A 22,374-nucleotide genomic window follows, 5' to 3' on the forward strand; every position below is an offset into this window, starting at 1 on the left:
TGTGCACGCAGGGAGACACGCATGGCAGGTCGTATTTTGGCATCTCGCTGGATCGGGAGGGCATGCGCGCTGGGCGCGTTCGCACTCTGGACGAGCACGGCGGCGGCGGAGGCTACCGGCAAGGGTGGCGCGGCGACGGTCAGCGCTGCATGTCCCGAGACGTTGAATTTCACCTTCCGGCGCCTGCAGGATGAGGCGCCGCGCAACCTCTGCCAGTACGCCGGCAAGGTGGTACTGGTGGTCAACACGGCCAGCTACTGCGGATTCACCTCTCAGTACGAAGGGCTTGAGGCGCTCTACGCCAAGTACCGCGAGCGCGGGCTGGTCATTCTGGGTTTCCCCTCGAACGACTTCAGCCAGGAGCCGGACGCCAACCGCAAGATCGCCGATTTCTGTTTCAACACGTATGGCGTGAAGTTTCCCATGTTCGTCAAGTCGTCGGTCAGCGGCGAGCAGGCCAATCCGCTGTATGCCACGTTGGCGCGCCTGACCGGCAAGAGCCCGCGCTGGAATTTCTACAAGTACTTGCTGGACCGCCAGGGCCGGCCGGTTGAAGTCTGGACCAGCGTGACTACGCCGACCGACAGCAAAGTCCGGCAGCGTATCGAGGCCTTGCTGGCTAGCCAGCCGGGCTGATCTCTCCAAGAACCTACCAAGGATTCCCCATGAATGCCCCAGATCTCATGCGCCTGCCTGACGTACAGGCGACGTTGGACCATCGCAACCTGATCATCCAGCGTGTGGGTGTAAAGTCGGTTGTCTATCCTGTCCGGGTGCGGACAGCGCAAGGCGACCAGCCGTCGGTCGCCACTGTCGACATGATGGTGCGGCTACCCGCCCATGCCAAGGGCACGCACATGTCGCGCTTCCTCGAAGTGCTCGAGGGCCATGATGAAGCGCTGGACGCGGACGCACTGCATCGCATGCTGGACGTCATGCTCGCGCGCCTGGAGGCAGAGTACGGCCTCATCGAAATGCGGCTGCCGTACTTTGTCCGCAAGACCGCGCCGGTCTCCGGTGTGCACAGCCTGCTCGACTATCAGCTGACCTTGCGGGTCGAGCGTGGCGATGCCGGACTGGAGCGGACCGTGCAGGTGCAAGTCCCGGTCACCAGTCTGTGTCCCTGTTCCAAGAATATTTCACGCTATGGAGCGCATAACCAGCGTTCGCATATCGTCATCGCGGCCAGACTCGCAGCCGGCGCCCGCCTCGAAGTAGAAGAGCTGATCGCCGTGGCCGAGCAGAGCGCCTCCTGTGAGCTGTGGGGATTGCTCAAGCGCCCTGACGAAAAATACGTCACGGAGCGTGCCTACGAAAACCCGAAATTCGTTGAGGATCTGGTCCGCGATATCGCCACGCGTCTGGATGATGATGCCCGGATCGACCATTACAGCGTCTCCTCCGAGAACTTCGAGTCGATCCATAATCACTCTGCCTATGCATGGATCGAAGGACCGACCAAAGCGCGTCGGTCATGAAGATTGCCATCGTTGGTGCCGGCATTGCAGGCCTGGCGTGTGCCTACACGCTGGAACGCCTGCTGCGGGAAGCGAATGCCGCCCACCATCAGGTCACGCTGTTCGAAGGCGGTTCCCACTTTGGCGGCCACAGCAACACCGTGGATGTCACCCTGCCGGGCCCGTACGGGCCGGTAACGCACGGCGTCGACACCGGTTTTCTGGTATTCAATGAACGGACTTATCCGGGGTTGGTGGCGCTGTTCGAAACACTTGATGTGCCGGTCGCCCGGTCGGACATGTCGTTTGCCGTGTCCTTGCCGCACCTTGATCTCGAGTGGTCTGGCAGTCATCTGGGTACGGTTTTCGCACAACGCCGCAACCTGTGGCGCGGGCGCTTCCTTGCCATGCTCGGAGATATCGTCCGCTTCAACCGCCTGACGACCCGGCTGGCGCTGGATCAACAGGACAGCCTCATTACCGAGACCGTCGGCGAATTTCTGGAGCGTCATCGCTTCGGCGAGGCATTCCGGACATGGTACTTCCTGCCCATGGCGGCCTGCATCTGGTCCTGCTCCACGCGCCAGATGCTGGACTTCCCCATTGGCACGATGGTTCGCTTCTGCCACAACCACGGCCTGCTGCAGATCAGCGACCGGCCACAATGGATGACGGTGCAAGGCGGGTCGCGCGAATATGTGCGGCGCATGCTGGCGCAGGTTCGCGACGCCCGCCTGCTCAAGGTCCATGGCGTGCGTCGCGCGATGACGCCGGCATCCGTGCAGGGCGTGGCGCCTGCGGGTATCACGGTTCATACCGATGCCGGAACGGAAGCGTTCGATATCGTGGTGATGGCTTGCCACAGCGATCAGGCCCTGACCGTGCTGCAGGACGCCACTCCCGAGGAGCGCGCGGTACTCGGCGCCATCCGGTACCAGCCCAACCGCGCCGTGCTGCACACCGATGCCACGCTGTTGCCAGCGCGCCGCAAGGTGTGGTCCGCATGGAACTATACGGGACGGCCTGCCGCGGATGAGCACGGCCGGGTCGACGTCTGCGTGCACTATCTGCTGAACCGGTTGCAACCCTTGCCGGCGGCATGGGCCGAACGGCCTGTCATCGTCAGCCTGAATCCCGTGAGTCCGCCGGCGGAGCGCCAGATCGTCGGACAATTCGACTATGCGCATCCCGTCTTCGATCGCGCCGCGATTGCCGCGCAGGAACACCTGCCGCGCATGCAGGGGCGCCATGCCACCTGGTTCTGTGGCGCCTGGACGGCCTACGGTTTTCATGAAGACGGATTTCAGTCTGGCTGCACCGCAGCCCATGAAATCGTACAGCGACTCTCCGGTTTGAATGCACTCCAGGGAGTCGCCTGACATGACCGCATGCAGCGCTCCAGTCCAGCAGCCCGAGCTGTTGCTTGGCAAGGTCTGGCATGCGCGGCTGCGTCCCGTCCGGCGCGCTTTCTCCTATCCCGTCTACCAGTTGCGCCTGCCGCTGCGCAGCCTTGCCCGCCAGCCGCTGTCATGCGTCGTGTTGTCACGCAACCGGTGGAACCTGCTGTCCTTCTTCGACAGGGATCATGGCGATGGCGTTTCGCCTCTCCTCGACTGGGTCACACGGCTGCTGCAGGCTCACGGTGTCGACGATGCGGATGGCGAAATCTGGCTACATACCTTTCCTCGCGTGCTGGGCTACGTGTTCAACCCTGTGAGCTTTTGGTTCTGTGAGCGTGCGGACGGTACGCTGCGGGCGATCGTCTGCGAGGTCAACAACACATTTGGCGAGCGCCACTGCTACCTGCTGGGCGGCGATTCCACGGGCTGCGTGGCGTGGGGCCGGGTCGAGCATGCACGCAAGGTCTTCCATGTCTCGCCGTTCTGCAAGGTCGAGGGGGAATACCGTTTTCGGTTTGTCAGGACGGGTGGTATGGATCTGCCGGGCCCGGAGCTGCCAGGTGGCGCCGTCCCTGCGCCGGCGCCGCGCCGCTATATGGCGCGCATCGATTATCACGACTGCTCAGGTCCGCTCCTCCTGACGAGCCTCAGTACGGTTGCCGTTCCGTTGACGGCGCGCGCGGTGTTGTCCGCTTTCTTTCGCATGCCGGTCATGACCTGGGGCGTGATCGCACGGATCCACTGGCAGGCGTTCCTCCTGCTCATGCGTCGTGTGCCATGGATCGCAAGGCCCGATGCCTCTCCCAACAAGGTAAGCCAATGATCGAAGCACCTGTTTCCATGAATGCCTTGTCGTTGCCCTGCCGCCGTGCCGCTGCGGCGCCCGCGACGCTCGACACTCGCGCCTTTCCCACGAGCGCAAGACTGGCCTTGCAGTTGCTCGCCCGCTTGCGGAACGGTTCGCTGCTGGTCACCTTTCCAGACGGCCAGCAGGCCACCTTTGGTACAGGCCATGGCCTGCACGCCGACATCACGTTGCGCGACTGGCGTTGCTGCGATGCGGCGCTGCGCTCGGGCGATATCGGTTTCGCCGAGACCTTCATCGATGGTGGATGGACGACCAGCGATCTGGCCAGCTTGCTCGATCTGTTCGTGGTGAACCGCAAGGTGATCGACAGTTTTGTCTACGGCACTTGGTGGGGACGTTTGTGGTACCGCCTGCGGCATCTGCTCAACCATAACAGCCGGGGCGGAAGCCGACGCAACATTCATGCGCATTATGATCTCGGCAACGCGTTCTACAGCCTGTGGCTGGACGCGTCGATGACCTACTCGAGCGGGCTGTTTCCAGAGGCTGCACGCGCCATGCCGGCTGACGCCTGCGATCTGGAAGCGGCGCAGCAGGCCAAGTATCGACGCATCCTGGAAGAACTGGATCTCGCGCCGGGCGCATCCCTGCTGGAGGTTGGCTGCGGCTGGGGTGGTTTTGCGGAGTTTGCGTTGCGCCGGGATCTGTCGGTCACCGGCCTGACCTTGTCCACGGAGCAGCTCGACTGGGCGCAGCGCCGCTGCGTGGCCCTCGCTCCGGGGCGGGTCGACCTGCGTCTGCAGGATTATCGCGACTGCTACGGTCGTTTCGATGGCATCGTCTCCATCGAAATGTTCGAAGCCGTAGGCGAGCGCTACTGGCCGGCCTACTTCGACAGTATCAGGCGCAACCTCAAGCCCGGCGGACGCGCATGCATCCAGACCATTGTGATCGACGACGCGTTGTTCGACCGCTATCGCAAAGGTACCGATTTCATCCAGCAGTACATTTTTCCCGGTGGCATGCTTCCCAGCCCGACTGTCTTCCGCCAGCAGGCGGCGCGCGCGGGGCTGCGGGTGTGCAATGAGCTTGCCTTCGGACCGGACTATGCGTTGACCTTGCGGGCGTGGCGCATGCGCTTTCTTGATCAGCTGGCCGCAGTGCGAGCCCAGGGTTTTGATGAGCCGTTCCAGCGAACCTGGCTGTTTTATCTGTGCTACTGCGAAGCAGCATTCCGGCATGGCAATACGGACGTGATCCAGTTCACGCTAGAGCATGCGCAGCCCGCATAAAGCCAGCTTGGCCAATATTGGTCGTGCCTGGCTGGTCGGGCCGTTGCTGGCCGCGGTGCTGCATGTCCAGCCTGGCACCGCATCGACGCTCGCGGAGCCCTCTGGTGTCGTGCAGGCCGTGCGCCGTCTGCAACCGGATCTGACGGTCACGGGGCAGGGCAGTCTGCGCATGTATGGCTTCCATATCTATGATGCCCGGCTGCTGTTGCCTCCCCAAGGATTGGCCGGCGAGCGGCTGACGGACCAGCCGTTTGCGCTTGACCTCCGCTATGCACGCGCCTTCCGCGCGGCGGATATTGCCCGCCGCACGCGCGAAGAGATGGAGCGGCTCGATGCGGGGAGCGCCGCCGAGCGGCGCGCATGGGAGGCTCAGCTGGCGCGCCTGCTGCCGGATGTCCGCGCAAACGATCACCTGACGGGTGTCTATCGACCGGGCTACGGCACGACATTCCTGCTAAACGGTGTGCATCTCGGCGATATCGCCGGAGCATCCTTCGCCGAGGCCTTCTTCGCCATCTGGCTCGACCCGCGTACCTCGGCTCCGCAGGTGCGCCAGGCGCTGCTCGGCCGACTGCGGCCATAGGTCATGAGCATGGCGCGCGCCGATACGCACTCGATGGCCGGAGCCACAGCCTCAGCGATGACGGCACCTCTATCCGGCAAGGCGTTGCTGGCCTATGGCAGCCTGGGATTTCCGTTGTCCTTCGCTGCCTTGCCCATCTATGTCGTATTGCCGGACTGGTATGCGCAACAATTCGGCTTGCCACTCGCCTGGCTCGGCGCCGTGCTGCTGTGCTCGCGGCTGATGGATGCCATTGCCGATCCGTGGCTTGGTATCTGGATCGACCGCCTGAACCAGGCCGGCCGCCTGTCCCGGGCCATCGTGGTTGCCGTGCCGTTGCTGGTGGCCGGGTTTGTGGCGCTGTTCCATCCTCCCGCAGGGCTTTCCCATACTCGACTGACGGGGTGGCTGGCGCTTGCCCTCCTCGTCACCTATGCCGGTTTCAGCCTGGGTTCGATCAGCCATCAGGCGTGGGGCGCGACGCTGGCGCACAGTCCCGGCGGCCGGGCCGGTATTGCTGCCGCGCGGGAGGGCAGCGGGCTCCTGGGCGTGATCATCGCGGCCGCGCTGCCAGGGGTGGCGGGAATGACCACCGCCAGCATGCTGCTGGCAGCCTCCGCGCTCGCGGCCAGCTGGATGCTGTTGCGCGTGGCGCCGCGCCCTGCGCCGAAGCGTGTGGAGGATGCAGGCACATTGACGCTGCGAGCCCTGATGATGCCATTACAGCATGCCGGCTTTCGCGCGCTGCTTGGCGTCTTTGCCCTGAACGGCATTGCCGCCGCGATTCCCGCCACGCTGCTGTTGTTCTTTGTGCGCGATGTTCTCCAGCTAGAGGCGTTCAGCGGCCTGATCCTCACGGTCTATTTTGTATCCGCCGTGGCTTCCATGCCGCTGTGGAGCCGGGGTGCCTACCGTTTCGGTCTGGTCCCGATCTGGCTCGCAGGGATGGGGCTCTCGATCGCGGCGTTCATCTGGGTCGTGGGTATGGGGCGCCTCGATCCGGATATGGCGCTCGCAGCATTCCTGCTGCTGGCGGCACTGTCCGGCGCCGCGCTCGGCGCAGACCTGATCGCGCCTTCCGCACTGGCTGCCGGGCTGATTCAAGGGGCGCCGGGCCGCTTGCGCGAGGGGGCATGTTTTGGCTTGTGGAATCTCACTGCGAAGCTCAACCTCGCACTCGCCGCAGGATTGATGTTGCCCTTGCTCACCCTGCTGGGCTATGTCCCCGGCACACCTGACAAGCCGCCTGTCGGCACCACGGCGCTGATGCTCGCGTATGGCCTTGTGCCATGTCTGCTCAAGGCAGGTGCGATTGCCACACTGTGGCGGGTCCGTCCTCTTCTACCAGGAGCCTGATATGTGGAAGCCGTTGTGGAAGTTATTGCGTGCTGGAGGGCTCGTCTTGGCCCTGGCGGGATTGGCGGGCTGTTCAAGCGTTGATCCCGCGTTGTACGCCAGCGAGAAGCCAGTCCTGCGTCTGCCCGGCTACTTCAATGGCGTGGTCGATGCATGGGGCGTATTCACGGATCGCTCCGGGCGCGTGGTCAAACGCTTTACCGTCGTGATGCGCTGTTCCTGGACCGTGGTCGATGGCGTGGAGACTGGCGTGCTCGATGAGCAGTTCACCTACTCCGATGGGGCGCAGCAACGGCGCGTCTGGACATTGCGCAAGACGGGGGCGCAGCAGTATGTGGGTACCGCTGAGGATGTCGTGGGCGAGGCGGTGGGCGAAACCAGCGGGAATGCGTTCCGCTGGCGGTACACGCTGGCATTGCCGGTGGAAGGCCGTATCTGGCATGTCGATTTCGATGACTGGATGTATCTGATGGATAACGACGTCATGCTCAATCGCGCTGTGATGAGCAAGTTCGGCATCCGCCTCGGCGAGGTGACATTGTCCTTCCGGAAGCGGCCGTCATGATGCGCCCGCTGAATGCCCCGGTGGTGTCATGGGCCGGAAAGCGCGTCTGGATCATTGGCGCATCCACCGGGATCGGCGCAGCGCTGGCACGTGCGTTGGCGGAGCGGGGCGCGCGCCTTGCCCTGTCGGCACGCAGCGCCGAGGCCCTGGCGGCGTCGGTGGTGCAGGGCGGAGTGGCTGGTCTTCAGCACGCCCGCCTGCTCCCGTGCGACGTGACGAACGCGGGTGCGGTGACTGCGGCGCTTGACTCGCTCGTCGCCGATTGGGGCGGCGTGGATCTCGTGCTGGTCAGCGCTGGCGCGTACCACCCGATGCGGGCCGATGCCCTCGATCGCGAGGTTGCCGCGCACCTGATCGATACCAACCTCAAGGGGCCGCTCAACGTCGCGGCTTCAGCTGTGCCGCAACTGCTGCGGCAGGGCGGCGGCGCGATAGGCATCATCGGCAGTGTCGCGGGCTATGGCGGCCTCCCCAAAGCAGTGGTCTACGGGCCGACCAAGGCCGCTATCATCAATCTTTGCGAGGCGATGTATTTCGACCTGCACGCCAGTGGCATCGGGGTGTATCTGATCTCGCCAGGCTTTGTCCGCACACCCATGACGGCCGCCAATGATTTCCGTATGCCTGCCCTGATTTCCCCGGAGGAGGCCGCGCGGGACATCGTGCGCGGCATGGAAGCCGGGGCCTTCGAAATCCATTTTCCCCGGCGTTTCACATGTACGCTGAAGTTCCTGCGGCTGCTGCCCTACCGTTTGTACTTCGCCATCGTTCGCCGTATTACAGGGCTATGAACCGCGATCTTCATGTCGATTCCCTCCAGGCGCTGGTCCGGTTCTTTGAAACGCTGACCAAAGAGAGCGTGGCAGCCTTGCCGGCGTTGTATGCTCCCGATGCCTATTTCAAAGACCCGTTCAACGAAGTTCATTCGGTAAGCGGTATCGAACGGATATTCACGCACATGTTCGAGCAGGTCGACGCGCCTCGCTTTGTCGTGACGGATGCCGTGCATCAGGAAGATCAGGCGTTCCTGATCTGGATTTTTCATTTCCGCTCGCGCGGCCGCAAGGGCCGCCAATTCTCCATCCGTGGCAGTAGCCATTTGCGCTTCGGGCCAGATGGCCGTGTTGTCTATCACCGTGATTACTGGGATGCGGCAGAGGAGCTATACGCTCGCATCCCCATGCTTGGATGGTGGATGCGGGCGCTCAAGAGCCGGTTGCAAGCGCGCTGAGCCATGGACCGTGGCGCGCTCTGCGGCGCGCCACCCTCAATCGTTCAGCCTGGAGGGGTCGCGCGGCGCCATGTTGCCGAGCACCAGCGCCCGCCCGGCAAACAGCCCGCCGGAGGTTTCGAGCGTAAAGCGTTCCGCATCGCGCGCGCGCATGCGCGCCATGGCCGCATCGGCTTCCTCGTCGGTCGCGCCGATCGCGAGTACCGCCTCGCGGCCTAGCTGCATGCCGGCCTCGAAGGTTTCCCGCACCACCACGTCGGCATCCGCCTTGACCAGTGCGAGCGCATGCTCGCGGTCCCAGGCGCGCACCAGCACCTTGACCTGCAGGCATTCGCGCCGCGCATTCTCCACAATGCGCGTGGCCGCTTCCTTGTCATCCACGCAGACGACAATCGCCTGTGCGTGCTGGGCGCCAGCTGCGCGCAGCACATCGGCGCGTGCGCCATCGCCGTAGTACACCTTGAAACCATATTCCGCCGCGTCGCGGATCACTTCGGTATCGTTGTCGATGATGGCAATCTCCGCACCGCCGTGCGAGAGGATGCCCTGCACCGCGATCTGCCCGACACGCCCGAAGCCGATGACCAGCACCTTGCCATGCAGGTTTTCCGCCATCTCCACGCCATCCATCGAGGGCGCGCGCGCCGGAGCAGGGCGCATGGCCCGGTACGCGGCCACGACCAGCGGCGTCAGCGCCATCGACAGCACGATGATGGCCGTCATATTGGCATTCACGTCGGGGCTGATGACCCGTTGCGCCATCGCCGCCGTCAGCAGCACAAAGGCAAACTCGCCACCCTGCGCCATGATCAGCGCGCGATCCAGGGCATCCGCATGGGAGCTGCGCGTGGCGCGCGCCACTGCATAGATGCACAGCCCCTTGATCGCCATCATCGCCAGCACCCCGGCCACGATCAGCATCCAGCTGCGGCCCACCACATTAAGATCGAGCGCCATGCCGACGCCCAGGAAGAACAAGCCCAGCAGCAAGCCACGGAAGGGCTCGATATCGGCTTCCAATTGATGCCGGAACGACGACTCCGACAACAGCACGCCGGCGACGAACGCGCCCATGGCCATCGACAGTCCGCCCAGTTCCATCAGCAGCGCCGAACCCAGCACCACCAGCAAGGCCGCGGCGGTCATCACCTCGCGTGCCTTGGCGTTGGCGAGGATACGGAACAGCGGATTGAGCAGCCACAACCCCGCGCCCACCAAGGCGGCGAACGAGGCTGCCGCCACGGCCACGCGTAGCATGATGCCGTCGGTGGCGGTGCCGGAACCGGCAGGCGCGAGAAACGCCACGATAGCCAGCAGCGGCACGATCAACAAATCCTCGAACAGCAAGATACCGACGATCTTCTGGCCGCGCGCCTGCGTGATGTCGCCACGCTCTGCCAGCAGCTGCATGACGATGGCAGTCGAGGTCAGCACGAAGCCCATCGCGGAGATGAACGACACCGCCAGCGGATAGCCGAAGGCAAGGCCCACACCGGTCAGCAGTGTCCCGCACACCGCGATCTGCAGGCTGCCCAGCCCGAAGATCTGGCGGCGCATGCCCCACAGGTGCGAGGGCTTCATCTCCAGGCCGATGACGAACAGGAACATCACCACGCCGAGTTCGGCCACGTGGATGATGGTCTGCGGATCGTCCACCAGCTTCAGGCCGAAGGGCCCGATTACCAGCCCAGCAGCCAGATAGCCGAGCACGGAGCCCAGTCCCAGGCGCTTGAACAGGGGCACGGCGACGACAGCGGCACCCAGCAGCGTCACGATCTTGATGAGTTCTGCGGAACTGCCTTCCACGGCCATGGTGCGACTCCTGTTTTATCCGGTGCCATATTGTGAAGGGTTTTTCGACCAGTACGCCAGGATTGATGAGGTGCGGAGGCCGCCATCTCCACAGATGAACATCGCTTGAGAAATCCAGGGCGTACCGTACTGTCTTGCGCTTGTTTGCATTTGCTGCAGCTTGCAGGTTCTAAGATCGGCTCTGCATCGAACTTTGACGATATTCCGGAACGAGGGCACAGCATGGAAAACGGCAACATTTTTTTGCCATTCTCGGATTACTACTATCTCACAGACTACCTGACGACGCCGCCCGCTACGCCGCCTGTTACGCCAACTACCACGATAACGACGACGACAACGACAGGGACAACGACGCTGATTGTCCCTATCAAAGGTCAGGCGCCTCAGCGATATTCTCCCAGGCCGATCGAAGGCAATGTGTGCACCACGTCAGCCGCTGCCGCTGGAGATGCCGAGGCAACGTTGTCTCTGGCGATCGCCCGGGTAACGCGGTTGATCAATGATCGCGTGGATATCAACCAGGGTGACAAATACGGTAGAACCGAGCTTCATCTGGCGTGCGAGGCAGGGCACACTGCAGTCGTCGACATATTGCTGAGCGCCGGGGCAGATGCCGAGCAAAAGACCAAAAAGGGCCGCACACCATTGATGGTCGCCTGCCTCCTGGGGCATCTTGATGTCGTGAAACACCTGCTCGACGCCGACGTCAGAATAGATGCAAGGAGCGTGAACGGCTCCACGGCATTGCACTATGCAAGCCGAAAAGGGTGGGCCGAGATCGTGGGTGTGCTGCTTGAAGCGGGCGCGGACATCGATCTGAAAGACAAACGGGGCCGTTTCACGGCACTCCACCATGCGAGTCAGAATGGGAACCCAGTGATTGTGAGCACCTTGATCGCAAAGGGCGCCAATATTCACCAGAAAGGCGAACTTGGTTACACGCCGCTGCATATCGCAAGCAACAAGGGAAATCTTGAAGCTGTGGAAATCCTGATCGAGGCCGGAGTTCATCTTAACGCGCGAGATTCACACGGCGATACACCGCTGCATTGCGCCAGTCTGGAAAACCAGCTTGCCGTGGCTGCTGCCCTGGTTGAAGCAGGCGCGGATGTCGATCGACAGAACATAGATGGACGAACGGCTTTGTGTGAGGCCATCAACGAGGGAAACCTCGATGTTGCGCAGATGCTGATTCAGGTGAAAGCGGATGTCGGCGTGCCAGATGTCTATGGGGCAACCGCACTGTGCCTCGCGAGCACGGCTGGGTATCACGAGGTCATGAGCGATTTGATCGAGGCGGAAGCGGAAATCAATCATCAGGATCACCGTGGCTGGACTCCGCTGCATCGTGCAAGTTGCCGCGGCGATCTGGCGGGCGTGCAAATGCTTGTCAGCGCCGGTGCGGATACCTCGCTGCAGAATAACGATGGCCACACCGCGCTGTACAAAGCCATTCAGGCCAATCATCTGGCTGTGGCAGAGTGTCTGATCGATGTTGGTGAGATTGACCATCAGGATCGTAGAGGCTTTTCGGCGTTGCACAATTTCTGCCAGATAGGCAACCTTGATGCGGTGAACCTGCTGATTGAGCATTACGCCAACGTAAACCTGCGGGATCTGAACGGCTGGATACCGCTCCACCATGCAGCCTGCAAAGGGCACGCCGACATCGTGGCCGCCCTGGTGGAGGTTGATGCCGAGATTGATGCCCGCACGGACGATCGCGGGAATAACTGGAGCCCACTGATGCTGGCGTGCAAACAAGGTCATACCAAGGCTGCAAGCGTATTGTTGAAGTTGCAGGAATGCTCGGTCAATGCGCGTGACATGCATGGCATGACCGCTCTGCACTGGGCTGCCAAAGGCGGTCACGCCGCCACCGTCGAAGAAGTGCTGGCACACCGCGGCCAGGTGAACATCCAGGATACCGAGGGCAATACTGCGCTCCATTACGCTATTTCCGGCCTGCATGTGGATGTGGTGGAGGCGCTGCTGAAATTCAATGCAGATGCGCGCCTGCTGAACAGAAAACAGCAGGATGCAGCCGCAGTGGCGGCCGCGAGCGCGGCATCCGCCGCGCCCAATTCCCAGCACGCTGGGCGCAATCAGCAGATCCTCGACCTGCTGCGAGGGCCTGGCCGCAAGACCAGGCCTTCTGAGCCGGCCCCCAGAAAAACGCCTGCGAAGAGAAGAAAAACCTAGGGCGGCTGGACGCCTCCAATGGCAGGGGGGTGTGCTGGCGAGGCCGTTGATATGCGCAAGCTCGACCTGTCGTACGCGGGGCAATATTGCGCGCGGGTCAATGCGCCATGCGGCACGTGGAATACGCGCTGGTTCAGAACGTCGCCGGCGAATTCACCCACAGGATGCGCGCCACGTCCTCGCCGATATTGCGGTAGCCGTGCGGCACATGGCTCGGAAAGGTGAAGGCGTCGCCGGGCTGTACCACGTAGCACTCGTCGCCGAGCTGCAGTTCTACCGTACCTTCCAGCACGTAGCCGATTTCCTCGCCGGTATGCTCGATCTGGCCATCGCTGGCTTTGCCGGGTTCGACGATATGGATATTGGCCTGCAGCAGGCCGCCGCGCTTGGGCAGCACCAGCCGTTCCAGCGCAATGCCGCCGGCCTTGATGACCGGGCGTTCGCCGGCGCGCAGGATGGGGCCGGCATTTGGCGCATCCTCGGTGGTCAGGGCGGCGATATTGGTGTCGAGCGCCACGGCGAGGCGGTGGAGCGTCGCGAGCGAGGGCGTGGCGAGACCTCGTTCGACCTTGGAGATCAGGCTCTCCGAGCACTCCGCCTTGCGCGCCAGTTCCAGCAGCGTGTAGCCCGCCACCAGACGGGCATGCCGGAGCCGCACGCCAAGCGTGCCGGCCGGACCTTTGCGATCATTCGGATCGAGCGCCAGGGCGCGTGCGCGGATAGTCTTCAAAGGGTCTCCCTGTCCCTGCCTGCGATTATTGTTCCTGGTTGGCCAGTGCCGTGACAGTGTACGCGAGCGCCTGGACACCCAGGAACAGGTCGCGCGGATCGGTGGCCTCTGCGGCATTGTGGCTGATCCCATTCTTGCTGGGCACAAAAATCATCGCCGTGGGGCAATGATCCGCCACATACATCGCATCGTGGAACGCGCCCGACGTGAGAGCCATTGGCGCGGGCAGCCCGGCCTGGGCGCTGGCGCGGGTGGCGGCTTCCTCGATCAGCTTGAGCATTGGCGCGGGGAAGTGCGTGGGCTCGCGCTGGAAGAAGCGTGATACCTCCATGGCCTCGCCGGCTGCGGCAACTTCGGCGCGCAGGAAGGCTTCGAAGCGATCCAGCACGCTGTCGTCCACGCAGCGCATGTCTACCGTGAACTCCACGCGGCCGGGAATCGTGTTGACCGAGTTCGGCGCAACCTGCCAGCGGCCCAGCGTCAGGCGCAGCTGGCTGGCGGCTTCGGCAGCGGCAAAGTCATACAGCTTCTGCGCCAGCGGTACAGCGGCGGCCATGGCGTCGCGGCGTTCGTCCATCGGCGTGGTGCCGGCGTGGGCCATCATGCCGTGGCAGGTCACGCTGAACCAGCGCACGGCCTGGATGCCGGTGACCACGCCGAGCGGAATGCCGGCACGTTCCAGCACCGGACCCTGTTCGATATGCAGTTCGACGCAGGCCGACATCGGGCGCTGCATGGCACAGCGCGGTACATCCGGTGTGCTCGCCAGCGCGGCCTGCAGCGCATCGCCGAAACGCACCTTGTTCTTGTCTACCGAGTCGAGATAGCCGGCCAGGCGGGATGGCTCGACAAAAGCGCTGGACCCCATGGTGCCCGGGCCAAAGCGGCTGCCTTCCTCGTTGGTCCAGGCCACCACCTCGATGGGGCGTACGGTCTCGATGCCGGCATCGTTGAGCGCCGCGATCACTTCGAGCCCCGCCAGCACGCCATACGCGCCGTCGAGCTTGCCGCCGACCGGTTGCGTGTCGCCATGGCTGCCGGTAAGCACAGGCGGCAGGTCGTTGCGCTGGCCGGCGCGGCGGAAGAACAGGTTGGCACAGTCGTCGACCATGACCTCGCAGCCGAGGGCGCGGGCCTGTTCGATCAGATGGCGGCGCGAGGCCAGGTCTACCTCGGTGAGCGTCTCGCGCGAGACCCCGCCATCCGGCCGGCCGCCGAAGGCGGCCAGCGCGGCGATGGCGGCCTGCAGCCGGGCGTTGTCGACATGATCCTGCGCCTGTGCGGCAGATGTGGCGGATGTGGAAAGGGGCTGATTCACTTGCGCTTCCTATGAGTGTGATGCGAGGCTGCGCTCAAGCGCACGCGCGGCGGCGATGACCTGGGCATCCTGGTAAGACGGGCCGACCAGCGTGACGCCGACGGGCATGTCGTGTGCGCCGGTTCCGACCGGAAGATGGACGCAGGGGTTGCCGAGCAGCGACCACATGCGGTTGAACACCGGGTCGCCGGTGGCTGCAAGGCCGGCCGGCGCCTCGCCCTCGGTGCTTGGGGCGAGGATCACGTCGACATCGGCGAACAGCGCATCGACGGCGCCGCGCATGCGGTTGGCGAGCATACGTGCGTTGAAGTAGCGCAGGCCGTCGATTTGCTGGCCGGCAGCCAGCACGGCGGCAAAGGCCGGACTGAACTGGCTGGCGGACGTCTGCAGTTCGGGGGCAAAGGCGGCTGCGGCCTCATAGCCCATGATGTCGATCTGTGCGTCATTGAGGCCATTGCAGGCAGCGGGCAGGGTGACATCAACGATGCTTGCGCCGTGGCGTTCGAAAGCGCGTGCCGCATCGACCAACGCCCGACGGCTGTCGTCGCTGGCGCGCGCCCAGTGGGGCGTATGGCAGATGCCCACACGCAGCCGGGCAGCCGGCGCGGCATCGAGCGGCAGGCGGGCGAGCGCGCCGATGAAGAAGGCAGCGTCGTCAACCGTGCGGGCAAGTGCGCCGATGGTGTCAAGGCTGGGGGCTAGCGACTTCACGCCGGCCAGCGGCAGTGTGCCATGCGTCGGCTTGTAGCCGACGATGCCGCAATAGGCTGCCGGGCGGACGATGGAGCCGGCGGTCTGTGTGCCGAATGCTACCGGCACCATGCCGGCCGCGACGGCGGCTGCCGAGCCGCTCGACGAGCCGCCCGGCGTGCGCGGCGCACCAGCGGGTGCGCGCGGGTTGCGCGTGGGGCCGGGCTGGAAGGTGGCGAACTCGGTCGTCACGGTTTTGCCCATGACGATGGCCCCGGCGGCACGCGCTGCCGCCACGCAGGCTGCATCCACGGCCGGGCGATAGCCGGCGTAGATGGGCGAGCCATAGGTGGTCGGCATGTCGTGCGTATCCATCAGGTCTTTCACGCCGATCGGCAGGCCTTGCAGCACACCGCGCGCCGGACTGGCGTCGAGCGCGCGGGCCTGGGCCAGCGCCTGCGCGGCATCGAAATGCTGCCATGCCTGTACGGCAGGCTCGCTGGCCGCAATCCGCTCGGCCAGCGCCTGCACCACCGTTTCAGCATGCAACTCGCGCCGCGCCATGCGGGTCGCAAGTTCGCGGGCAGACCATTCGAGGCAATCGTTCATAGGATCTCCGTGTGCTGATGTCATGCGCGGAAAAGGCTAGCCAAAGTACGCAGCGCGCACTTCGTCGTTGCGCGCCAGCGCCTCGGCCGTGCCTTCCGCCATCACCCGGCCTTGCGATAGCACATAGCCGTAGTGCGAGATCGCCAGCGTTTGCCGGGCATTCTGCTCGACCAGCAGCACGGTGATGCCGAGCGCATTGATCTGCTTGATGACGTTGAAGTTTTCCTTCACATACAGCGGCGACAGGCCCAGCGAGGGCTCGTCGATTACCAGCAGCTTGGGCTCGGCCATCAGGCCACGGCCGATGGAAACCATGGCCTGCTCGCCGCCCGACATCGTGCCGGCCAGCTGCGTGGCGCGTTCCTTTAGGCGCGGGAAGATCTCGTAGACCTTGGCGAGCCGCTCGCGTACGAGGCTCGCGTTGGTTTCGAGAAAGGCGCCTAGCGCCAGGTTTTCCGCGACCGTCATGCGCGGAAAGATCTTGCGGCCTTCCGGAATGCACGAGATCCCGCTGGCGATGATCTTATGCGTCTTCTCGCCGGCGAGATCGCGGCCGTCCCACAGGATCTGCCCCTGGCGCGGCGGCGTGAGGCCGAGGATGGCGCGGATCAGCGTGCTCTTGCCGGCGCCATTGGCGCCGAGGATACAGGTGATCTTGCCGGGCGCGACTTCGATGGACACATCGTGCAGCACGTTCACCTTGTCGTAGCCGGTGGTCAGGCCTTTTACAGTCAGCGCGCTCATGCTGCTTCCTCTCCAAGATAGGCGGTCTGCACGTTCGGGTCGGACGTGATTTCCGCATAGGTTCCTTCGGCAATCTTCTTGCCGTAATTCAGCACCACGCAGCGGTCGGTGATCCGTTCGATCACGTTCATCTCGTGCTCGATCAGCACCACGGTCAGGTTGTCGAGCTTGCTGCGCACGTCGAGGATGTCGCCCATCAGCGCGTGCGTTTCGTCGTGCGTCATGCCGGCGGAGGGCTCGTCGAGCAGCAGCAGGCGCGGGCGGCTCAGCAGAGCGCGGCACACCTCGATGCGGCGGCGGTCGATCATGGTGAAGGTTTCCACCGGCTCGAACATGCGTTCCACCAGTGGCGGGCTGAAGATGTTCAGTAGGTCCCGGACCTTTTCCACGTAGGCGTCGTATTCCGCGCGGAAGGCTTTGCGGCGGAACAGGTTGAAGATCAGCCCGTGCTGCATGTGCTGGTAGTCGCCGATGACGATGTTGTCGAACACGGTCAGCGGCAGCGACAGGCGCGAACGCTGGAAGGTGCGCGCCACACCGCTGCGGTAGATCTGCTGCGGCGACTTGCCGATGACTTCTTCACCCTTGTAGACGATGCTCCCGCTGCTAGCCTTGTACAGGCCGGTCAGCACGTTGAAGAAGGTGGTCTTGCCCGAGCCGTTCGGGCCCAGCAGGCCGAGCACTTCGCCTTCATGGATCGACATGTTGAGATTGTCGAGCGCCGTCAGGCCCCCGAAGCGCATGGTCAGGTCTTTGACTTCGACCAGTGTTTTTGTCTGGCTCATCGCGAGGTCTCCCGGCTAAAGAACAGGCGCGTCTTGCGCGGCAGCAGGCCATCCGGACGGAACAGCAGGATGACGATCACCAGCGCCGCGTAGAACAGGAAGCGGTATTCCTGGATGAACTGCAGTTTTTCCGGCAGCACCAGCACGATGATGGCGGCCGGGATCAGGCCCACGGCATTGCCCAGGCCGCCGAGGATGACGATGGACAGCATCAGCAGCGAATCGGCAAAGGTGAAGTTATTGGGTGCGACAAAGCCGGTGATCATGCCGTACACGCTGCCGGCAATGCCGGCAAAGAAGTTGCCCATCATGAAGGCGATGACTTTCCAGCGTGCGATATGCAGGCCGAAGGTCGCGGCTGCGGTTTCGTCGGTACGCACCACGTCCATGCTCAGGCCGACCCACGAGCGTTCCAGCGCCTTGACAACGAGGAAGATGCCGCCGCAGACCACGAGGCTCAGCAGCGCGTAGCTGACATAGAACGAAGCCTCATGCCCGAACACGCTGAAACCATCGTTGAGCGAGTAGCCGAACAACGTCATGCCGGGAACCTGCAGGCCCTGCGGGCCGCCGAGCACGTCATTCACCTCGATGAAGGTCTTGAACAGGATGCCGAAGGCGATGGTGACGAGCGCCGCATAGTGGCCGCGGGTACGCAGCACCGGGGTGATCAGCACCGAGCCGATGACGGCGGCGAGCAGGCCGGAAATCACCACGATCAGCAGATGCGGGATGGCGGTGTGCGTGGCCAGCACGGCGGTGGCGTAGGAGCCGATGCCGAAGAAAGCCGCGCCCGCAAAGTTGGCCACGCCGGAGAAGCCGAACTGCAGCGTTAGGCCAAGGCAGGCCGTGGTGTACAGCAGCACGGCACAGATCATCAGCAGCACGAAGTGCTGGTCGTAGAACAGGGCGATCAGCGCGAGCGTGGCGCCGGCCGCCCACAGGCTGGCGAGACCGGGGCGGCTCGCGCCGGCGGCTTCGACCTTGCGGATGAGGCCGGCCTTGCTCGACACCACCGTGGCGAGGGCCGCCACGGCGAGCAGCACGGCCACACCGATCTGCGTTTCGGCATGCAGGAACAGCCACATGTACACGGTCAGGGCGATACTGGCGAGCGCCAGGACCATGGCTGGTTTGCGCGTTGTTGTACTGGTCATGGTGTTATACCCGCTCACTGGATTTTTCGGCGATCAGGCCGGTCGGCTTCCAGGCCATCAGCACGATGACCACGGCAAATGCGAACACGTCCTTGTAGGCGCTGGGGATGTTGGGGATGATGGCCGGCAGGGCGGCGCTGCCGAGCACCTGCAGCGCGGCGAACAGGAAGCCGCCGATGATCGCGCCATAGATGTTGCCGAGGCCGCCGAGAATCGCCGCAGCGAAACCGATCACGCCCAGCAGCAGGCCGACGTTGAAGTTGATTTCGTTGTAGTACAGCCCGTTCATCACGCCGGCCAGCGCCGCCATGGCGGAACCGAGGGCGAAGGTGAGCAGCACCACGGCTTCGAAGTTGATGCCCATCAGCCGCGCGGTTTCACCATCCTGCGCCACGGCGCGGATCGCCATGCCCAGGCGCGTGCGGGTGATGAGCAGATGGACGCCGACGATCACGGCCACGCCGGCGGCGAGCAGGATCAGGTTGTCCATGCGCACGGCAAAGCTGCCGAATTCGATGACGTCGGTCGGCAGCAGGCGCGGAAACGGCTTCGGGTTCGATCCGTCCGGATAAAACAGGCGCACGGCCTCGCGGATGACGGTGCCGAGCATCAGCGTGGCGAGCAGCGTATTCAGCGGCGGCGCCTTGCGCAGCGGCAGGATCAGGAACCTGGCGATGCCCGCGCCGAGCAGGCCGGTTACGCAGATGGCGCAGATCACCACGGCCGCCAGCTGGATCCACGGCGATTCGATGCCGAGGCCGACGACGCCGATGGATGCAGCCAGGCCGGCGAACGCGCCCACCATCAGCACATCGCCATGCGAGAACTTGATCACGTCCAATACGCCAAAGAACAGCGTGAAGCCAACGGCGACCATTGCATAGATCATGCCGAGCATCAGGCCGTTGAAAATGTATTGCCCCAATTCACTCATTGATTTCCCCTGTCGTGCCGCGGGCGGCCGGAGCACCGCCAACCGTCCGCGGCAGCGTCATCACAGACCGGCCAGCTTCTTTTTGCCCTTGGCGTAGGCGCTGTCTTCCCAGATCACCCACTTGCCGTTGTCGACCACGTACTTGGTAACGAGCGGCACGATGTTCTGGCGATGATCGTCGAAGGTGACCTTGCCGATGATGGTGTCGGCATCCTTGGTGGCGTTCAGCACGTCACGCACCTTCTTGCGGTCCGGACCGACCTTCTCGACGGCGTCGATGATCAGGTTGGTCGCGGCAAAGGCGAACGGGCCGTAGGCTTCAGGCGGCTCGCTGTATTTCTGCTGCTGGTACTTGCCCGAGAAGAACAGGCCGCCCGGCAGTTTTTCCCACGGCGCGCCTTCCAGGAAGGCCAGCGAGCCTTCGGCGATGTCCTTGCCCACACCCTGGATATAGGCGTCGGACATGATGCCCGAGGTCCCTTCGAACTGTGCCTTGATGCCCAGTTTTTCCATTTGTGTGCGGATGCGCACGCCGAGCGGGGTGAGGCCGCCGAAGTAGATCACGTCCGGCTTCATCTCGCGGATCTTCGTCAGTTCGGTGGTGAAGTCCTGCTGGTCGGCGGTGACGCCGAAGGTGCCGACGATGGTGCCGCCGTTCTTCTTCAGGTATTCGCTGAAGTACTTGTTGTGGCCCTTGCCGTAGTCGGTGGTGTCGTGGATGATCGCCCACTTCTTGTAGCCGAGTCCGGTGACGAACTTGGCTGCCACTTCGCTCTGGTTGATCATCGTGCCGTTGACGCGATGGATTTCCTTGAAGTTGTTGGCATAGGTGATTTCGGGCAGCACTGCACCCCACACCACGGCCGGCATGCCGAAACGGTTGTAGACGCCGACCGTGCCCATGGCCACGGCGGAGCAGAAGTGCGTTACGCCCGCGACGATGCTGCGGTCGGCCGCGACCTTGGTGGCCACCTGCACGCCCACGTTCGGGCGGCACTCGTCATCCTGGGTTACCAACTGATAGGTGTACTTCGACTTGGGATCGGCATTGCGCAGGCGCACGGCCAGGTCGGCCGAATTGCGTCCACCCAGACCGATGGCCGACACGCCGCCAGTGAGCGGGCCGACAAACGCGATCTTGACGACATCCTTGGCGGCCACGGGTGCGCTGACCATCAACAGACTGGCGGAGGCGCACAGCATCGCGGCCGCGAGCACGGTATGTTTTTTCTGCACTTTTTTCCCCTTCGAAGTGAACAAAGAATTAGAGATTCAAGCCTCTTGAATTAGCGTGCAATGATAGTGCATGTCATTCAAGTTACTTGAATTTCTTGAGCAGCAAGCATGCCAGCGTTCCGGGATGGCGTGGATCCACGAAAACCCTGAGTGTGAAGGGGGATTTCAAATGGGTGTTTCTGCCGTGAAACTGGGCTGAACTGCTGGGATTTTGGCGGGTTCTGACATCAGGCCGGATGCCTGAATGCCTGAGAGGAAGGAAATCGCAGAAAGTGTGATTGCCCCCGTCGCCGGCCCACAGGCCAGGCGGATCTGCTTCATTCTGGTGCGGAAAGCGCCCGGTGATGGTGCGGCGTCGAGGGCAACGACGCCGGAACTAGCCGGCCATCCGTGCCAGTGCGTCTGCGGCCAGCTGGCGGGTAAGGTCACCGGCCGGCATCGGGCGGGCGAGGGCCGCCGACTGACCGGACCATAATGACATGAAGTCCCCGGAGCCTGTCGGCTCCGTCTTCGCGCGCAGCGGCGCGAGTGCACCGCCGGCCAGCGGGAAGGCCGGCGCCACGGCGGACAGTGGTCCGAGTTCGCGCATCACGCGATTGACGATGCCACGGGCCGGACGTCCTGAAAAGATGTTGGTGAGGGCGGTTTCCTGTGCCCGCGTTTCCAGCAAGGCCGCACGGTGCGGTGCGGAAATGCGCGCTTCGGGGCACAGCAGGTAGGCCGTGCCCACCTGGACCGCAGCTGCTCCGAGCGTGAAGGCTGCAGCCACCGTCCGGCCATCGGCAATGCCGCCCGCGGCAATCACCGGCACTCGCACCGCATCCGCCACCTGCGGCACCAGTGCGAACGTGCCAACCTGCGCATACACATGATCGTTGAGGAACATGCCGCGATGCCCGCCGGCCTCCGCGCCCTGCGCGATGATGGCATCGCAGCCCGCCGCTTCGAGCCAGCGCGCTTCTTCTACGGTCGTCGCGGACGACAGCACGCGCGCCCCCGTGGCCTTGACGCGGGCGAGCAGGCCGGGCTCGGGCAGCCCGAAATGGAAACTCACCACTTCCGGGCGCAATGCTTCCACCAGCGCACAGGTCGCAGCATCGAATGGCGCACGGCTGGGCGCCGGCGCCACGGCCTGCGGGTCGATGTCGAATTCGGCAAAGTATGGCGACAGCCGTTGCCGCCAGCCGGCCTCGCGGGCCGGATCGTTCGCTGGCGGCTGGTGGCAGAAAAAATTCAGGTTGAGGGGCTTGTCCGTGGCCGCACGGAAACGGCCGACCGCCGCCTCGATCTGTGCCGGGCTGAGCATGGCACACGCCAGCGCACCCAGGCCGCCGGCCTGCGACACGGCAATGGCCATGTCCTCGAACGCCGCGCCGGCCATGGGCGCCTGCAGGATGGGAAGCTCGATGCCGAGCAGGTGCTGGATGCGGGTATCGGGCCAGGATGTCATGGCAGATCTCACGGTAGGCAGCCAGTCGCGGAC

General features: G+C 63.9%; 21 protein-coding genes. 11 read left to right on the forward strand and 10 right to left on the reverse strand.

The window, feature by feature from the left end; genetic code table 11:
- The first annotated feature begins 21 nt into the window (after positions 1-21).
- Genes ACQ3C8_RS05005 through ACQ3C8_RS05050 form a run of 10 tightly spaced genes read left to right on the forward strand, consistent with a single transcriptional unit; the run spans position 22 to position 8,671 of the window.
- Entirely contained in the window at positions 22-636 is a 615-nt protein-coding gene (locus ACQ3C8_RS05005) for a glutathione peroxidase (protein WP_428852680.1), read from the forward strand.
- Positions 637-665: 29 nt separating this feature from the next.
- A complete protein-coding gene (gene folE2 / locus ACQ3C8_RS05010) occupies positions 666-1,478 on the forward strand; it encodes a GTP cyclohydrolase FolE2 (RefSeq protein ID WP_428852681.1) in 813 nt (270 codons plus the stop codon).
- Entirely contained in the window at positions 1,475-2,836 is a 1,362-nt protein-coding gene (locus tag ACQ3C8_RS05015; protein ID WP_428852682.1) for an NAD(P)/FAD-dependent oxidoreductase, read from the forward strand. The genes folE2 and ACQ3C8_RS05015 overlap by 4 nt, the downstream gene beginning before the upstream one ends.
- Position 2,837: 1 nt before the next feature.
- A complete protein-coding gene (locus ACQ3C8_RS05020) occupies positions 2,838-3,680 on the forward strand; it encodes a DUF1365 domain-containing protein (RefSeq protein WP_428852683.1) in 843 nt (280 codons plus the stop codon).
- On the forward strand, positions 3,677-4,957 hold the full coding sequence (locus tag ACQ3C8_RS05025) for a class I SAM-dependent methyltransferase (protein ID WP_428852684.1): 1,281 nt from the start codon (positions 3,677-3,679) through the stop codon (positions 4,955-4,957). Before ACQ3C8_RS05020 ends, ACQ3C8_RS05025 begins: the two co-directional genes overlap by 4 nt.
- Positions 4,958-4,964: 7 nt before the next feature.
- Positions 4,965-5,540 (forward strand): chalcone isomerase family protein, encoded by a 576-nt coding sequence (locus ACQ3C8_RS05030; RefSeq protein WP_428852685.1) that lies wholly within the window; start codon positions 4,965-4,967, stop codon positions 5,538-5,540.
- A 57-nt stretch (positions 5,541-5,597) separates the two neighbouring features.
- A complete protein-coding gene (locus ACQ3C8_RS05035) occupies positions 5,598-6,875 on the forward strand; it encodes an MFS transporter (protein WP_428852686.1) in 1,278 nt (425 codons plus the stop codon).
- A 1-nt stretch (position 6,876) separates the two neighbouring features.
- Positions 6,877-7,440, forward strand: coding sequence for a DUF3833 domain-containing protein (locus ACQ3C8_RS05040; protein ID WP_428852687.1), 564 nt, complete (start codon positions 6,877-6,879; stop codon positions 7,438-7,440).
- The gene (locus ACQ3C8_RS05045; RefSeq protein WP_428852688.1) at positions 7,437-8,231 is read left to right on the forward strand and encodes an SDR family NAD(P)-dependent oxidoreductase; all 795 of its coding nucleotides are present in this window, start codon (positions 7,437-7,439) and stop codon (positions 8,229-8,231) included. The genes ACQ3C8_RS05040 and ACQ3C8_RS05045 overlap by 4 nt, the downstream gene beginning before the upstream one ends.
- Positions 8,228-8,671, forward strand: a complete 444-nt coding sequence (locus tag ACQ3C8_RS05050) for a nuclear transport factor 2 family protein (protein ID WP_428852689.1) — start codon at positions 8,228-8,230, stop codon at positions 8,669-8,671. The genes ACQ3C8_RS05045 and ACQ3C8_RS05050 overlap by 4 nt, the downstream gene beginning before the upstream one ends.
- A 36-nt stretch (positions 8,672-8,707) precedes the next feature.
- On the opposite strand, the gene ACQ3C8_RS05055 is transcribed toward ACQ3C8_RS05050, so the two are convergent.
- Positions 8,708-10,483, reverse strand: coding sequence for a monovalent cation:proton antiporter-2 (CPA2) family protein (locus ACQ3C8_RS05055; protein WP_428852690.1), 1,776 nt, complete (start codon positions 10,481-10,483; stop codon positions 8,708-8,710).
- 144 nt (positions 10,484-10,627) lie between these two features.
- Between ACQ3C8_RS05055 and ACQ3C8_RS05060 the strand changes: the two genes are divergently transcribed.
- A complete protein-coding gene (locus ACQ3C8_RS05060) occupies positions 10,628-12,688 on the forward strand; it encodes an ankyrin repeat domain-containing protein (protein ID WP_428852691.1) in 2,061 nt (686 codons plus the stop codon).
- Between the two features lie 133 nt (positions 12,689-12,821).
- Here the strand turns inward: ACQ3C8_RS05060 and ACQ3C8_RS05065 are convergent, their stop codons facing one another.
- From ACQ3C8_RS05065 to ACQ3C8_RS05105, 9 genes are all read right to left on the reverse strand, one after another.
- The gene (locus tag ACQ3C8_RS05065; protein WP_428852692.1) at positions 12,822-13,418 is read right to left on the reverse strand and encodes a helix-turn-helix domain-containing protein; all 597 of its coding nucleotides are present in this window, start codon (positions 13,416-13,418) and stop codon (positions 12,822-12,824) included.
- Positions 13,419-13,443: 25 nt separating this feature from the next.
- Positions 13,444-14,736: a M20 family metallo-hydrolase gene (locus tag ACQ3C8_RS05070; RefSeq protein ID WP_428852693.1), complete on the reverse strand. Its 1,293-nt coding sequence runs from the start codon at positions 14,734-14,736 to the stop codon at positions 13,444-13,446.
- Positions 14,737-14,745: 9 nt separating this feature from the next.
- Positions 14,746-16,035, reverse strand: coding sequence for an amidase (locus ACQ3C8_RS05075; protein WP_009521342.1), 1,290 nt, complete (start codon positions 16,033-16,035; stop codon positions 14,746-14,748).
- A gap of 36 nt (positions 16,036-16,071) precedes the next feature.
- Positions 16,072-16,779, reverse strand: a complete 708-nt coding sequence (locus ACQ3C8_RS05080; RefSeq protein ID WP_009521341.1) for an ABC transporter ATP-binding protein — start codon at positions 16,777-16,779, stop codon at positions 16,072-16,074.
- Positions 16,776-17,564 (reverse strand): ABC transporter ATP-binding protein, encoded by a 789-nt coding sequence (locus tag ACQ3C8_RS05085; protein WP_009521340.1) that lies wholly within the window; start codon positions 17,562-17,564, stop codon positions 16,776-16,778. The genes ACQ3C8_RS05080 and ACQ3C8_RS05085 overlap by 4 nt, the downstream gene beginning before the upstream one ends.
- Positions 17,561-18,691 (reverse strand): branched-chain amino acid ABC transporter permease, encoded by a 1,131-nt coding sequence (locus ACQ3C8_RS05090; protein WP_009521339.1) that lies wholly within the window; start codon positions 18,689-18,691, stop codon positions 17,561-17,563. The genes ACQ3C8_RS05085 and ACQ3C8_RS05090 overlap by 4 nt, the downstream gene beginning before the upstream one ends.
- 34 nt (positions 18,692-18,725) lie before the next feature.
- Positions 18,726-19,655: a branched-chain amino acid ABC transporter permease gene (locus ACQ3C8_RS05095; protein ID WP_009521338.1), complete on the reverse strand. Its 930-nt coding sequence runs from the start codon at positions 19,653-19,655 to the stop codon at positions 18,726-18,728.
- A gap of 60 nt (positions 19,656-19,715) precedes the next feature.
- A complete protein-coding gene (locus ACQ3C8_RS05100) occupies positions 19,716-20,891 on the reverse strand; it encodes a branched-chain amino acid ABC transporter substrate-binding protein (protein ID WP_009521337.1) in 1,176 nt (391 codons plus the stop codon).
- Positions 20,892-21,267: 376 nt separating this feature from the next.
- Positions 21,268-22,341 (reverse strand): NAD(P)H-dependent flavin oxidoreductase, encoded by a 1,074-nt coding sequence (locus ACQ3C8_RS05105; RefSeq protein WP_428852694.1) that lies wholly within the window; start codon positions 22,339-22,341, stop codon positions 21,268-21,270.
- Positions 22,342-22,374: the final 33 nt, after the last annotated feature.

The organism is Imbroritus primus (genome assembly GCF_964332355.1).
Taxonomy (GTDB): Bacteria; Pseudomonadota; Gammaproteobacteria; order Burkholderiales; family Burkholderiaceae; genus Imbroritus; species Imbroritus primus.

Bases quoted from the DNA above. Each gene is read 5' to 3' on its own strand.
- ACQ3C8_RS05005 (WP_428852680.1), top strand. From the start codon at position 22: ATGGCAGGTCGTATTTTGGCATCTCGCTGGATCGGGAGGGCATGCGCG.
- folE2 (WP_428852681.1), top strand. From the start codon at position 666: ATGAATGCCCCAGATCTCATGCGCCTGCCTGACGTACAGGCGACGTTG.
- ACQ3C8_RS05015 (WP_428852682.1), top strand. From the start codon at position 1,475: ATGAAGATTGCCATCGTTGGTGCCGGCATTGCAGGCCTGGCGTGTGCC.
- ACQ3C8_RS05020 (WP_428852683.1), top strand. From the start codon at position 2,838: ATGACCGCATGCAGCGCTCCAGTCCAGCAGCCCGAGCTGTTGCTTGGC.
- ACQ3C8_RS05025 (WP_428852684.1), top strand. From the start codon at position 3,677: ATGATCGAAGCACCTGTTTCCATGAATGCCTTGTCGTTGCCCTGCCGC.
- ACQ3C8_RS05035 (WP_428852686.1), top strand. From the start codon at position 5,598: ATGACGGCACCTCTATCCGGCAAGGCGTTGCTGGCCTATGGCAGCCTG.
- ACQ3C8_RS05040 (WP_428852687.1), top strand. From the start codon at position 6,877: ATGTGGAAGCCGTTGTGGAAGTTATTGCGTGCTGGAGGGCTCGTCTTG.
- ACQ3C8_RS05045 (WP_428852688.1), top strand. From the start codon at position 7,437: ATGATGCGCCCGCTGAATGCCCCGGTGGTGTCATGGGCCGGAAAGCGC.
- ACQ3C8_RS05050 (WP_428852689.1), top strand. From the start codon at position 8,228: ATGAACCGCGATCTTCATGTCGATTCCCTCCAGGCGCTGGTCCGGTTC.
- ACQ3C8_RS05055 (WP_428852690.1), bottom strand. From the start codon at position 10,483: ATGGCCGTGGAAGGCAGTTCCGCAGAACTCATCAAGATCGTGACGCTG.
- ACQ3C8_RS05075 (WP_009521342.1), bottom strand. From the start codon at position 16,035: ATGAACGATTGCCTCGAATGGTCTGCCCGCGAACTTGCGACCCGCATG.
- ACQ3C8_RS05080 (WP_009521341.1), bottom strand. From the start codon at position 16,779: ATGAGCGCGCTGACTGTAAAAGGCCTGACCACCGGCTACGACAAGGTG.
- ACQ3C8_RS05085 (WP_009521340.1), bottom strand. From the start codon at position 17,564: ATGAGCCAGACAAAAACACTGGTCGAAGTCAAAGACCTGACCATGCGC.
- ACQ3C8_RS05090 (WP_009521339.1), bottom strand. From the start codon at position 18,691: ATGGTCCTGGCGCTCGCCAGTATCGCCCTGACCGTGTACATGTGGCTG.
- ACQ3C8_RS05095 (WP_009521338.1), bottom strand. From the start codon at position 19,655: ATGAGTGAATTGGGGCAATACATTTTCAACGGCCTGATGCTCGGCATG.
- ACQ3C8_RS05105 (WP_428852694.1), bottom strand. From the start codon at position 22,341: ATGACATCCTGGCCCGATACCCGCATCCAGCACCTGCTCGGCATCGAG.